This window comes from Phycisphaerales bacterium AB-hyl4, from assembly GCA_041821185.1.
In the GTDB taxonomy this organism is placed as follows: domain Bacteria; phylum Planctomycetota; class Phycisphaerae; order Phycisphaerales; family Phycisphaeraceae; genus Natronomicrosphaera; species Natronomicrosphaera hydrolytica.
The window spans coordinates 1-1,418 of sequence record JBGUBD010000029.1 but is presented as its reverse complement, the minus strand read 5'-3'; the positions used below and the strand labels follow the sequence as shown (position 1 = coordinate 1,418).

Genomic DNA, 1,418 nt, shown 5'->3' with positions numbered 1-1,418 from the left:
TACAGCGACTGCCAATGCATCGGGTCGCCGTTGCGCCAGTCAGGGTTTTCGCTCCGTGGCGGACTGGCGCCGGGGCTGTAGCCGTCGAGCCAGATGCGCGGGTCTTCATCGGCGTCGGCGGGGGTGCGGAAGCAGCCGAGCGTGCCTTGCAACTCGTGACTGATCATGTGATGCGGACGCAACGAACACGTGTCGACGCGCAGGTAAATGACACGCCCGCGCTTCGTCTGAATGAGGCAGCCCGCTCCGTCGCCACGTCGCCAGTAGGCGGGCGAAGCGGCGGCGTGGTCGTCACCAAAGCGGCGGCGGGCGTAGTTGGCAATGCTCAGGCCCGGGTAGCCAAGTGCATAAACGGATGCGAGCTCATCATCGCGGTTGATCCCCATCCACTGCGCCACCGGTCCCATCGAATGCGTGGGGTAGTACACCGAAGGCGACATGGTCGCCCCCATCTCACCCCGCCAGGTCAACGAGCCGTCGCTGTTGAATTTCAGCCCGCCAAGCTCGTGCAGATACATGCCCTCGGCGTAGGTCAGTTCGCCCATCGCCCCGCGATCGACCATGTGCTTGACCATCATCAGTTCGCGACGATAGCAATAGTTCTCCGCCAGCATGTACGTCCGTCCCGTACGGCGGACGGCATCGACCAACGCAATCGCCTCGTCGTGCGTCATGCACGCGGGCACTTCGCTGAGCACATCGAGTCCTGCTTCCATCGCGGCAACGGCCTGCCGGGCATGCATCGGCGCGGGCGTGGCCAGCAGCAGGGCATCGGCGTCGCCCGAGGCGAGCAGCGCCTCAAAATCGCCATACGTGTGAATGTCGGGGTGCTTCTCGCGCCACCGCGCCTGCACCTCGGGCAGCGGGTCGCACACCGCCGTCAGCGCGAGCCGATCCGCCAGGTGTTCCAACGCGACCGAGAAGTTCCCGCCACGCCTTCCACCAGCCACCGCCAGTCGAATTTTCGACGACATCGCTTTCTCCAGTCATGCCATATAAAAGCGTGTTTGAACGATCCAGATGATCCCGACAGATTGACGAGACGCCTTAATTGTATACAATCTATCTGCTGTGCCAGCTGCTTGCAAGCCTTCAAGCTGCGGTGCTCTTTGCGTGCCTCGGTAAGGGCGCCGCCACCACCAGGCTCATCCCACCGACGAAGCGTCATGACCTCCACCGCCGTCTATCACAAGCTCAAGAAATGGATCTACCGCGGCCAGCTCACGCCGGGGCAAAGGCTGGTGGAGATGGATCTGGCCCATCGCGTGGGCACGAGCCGCATCCCGCTGCGCGAATCGCTGCGTCGCCTGGAGAGCGAGGGGCTGGTCCGCAGCATTCCGCATAAGGCCACATTCGTCGCCGAGCTGACGCCGGCGGACATTCGCGAGATCCTGTTCATGCGCCGCCTGCTCGAGCCG

General features: G+C 63.8%; 2 protein-coding genes. One reads left to right on the top strand and one right to left on the bottom strand.

The features are described from left to right. A partial coding sequence (locus ACERK3_19635) for a Gfo/Idh/MocA family protein (protein ID MFA9480485.1) occupies nucleotides 1-974 on the bottom strand: 974 nt, incomplete at its 3' end. A gap of 192 nt (nucleotides 975-1,166) precedes the next feature. On the opposite strand from ACERK3_19635, the gene ACERK3_19630 reads away from it, so the two are divergent. Next, nucleotides 1,167-1,418: GntR family transcriptional regulator (locus ACERK3_19630; protein ID MFA9480484.1), on the top strand; the 252-nt coding region annotated here is incomplete at its 3' end.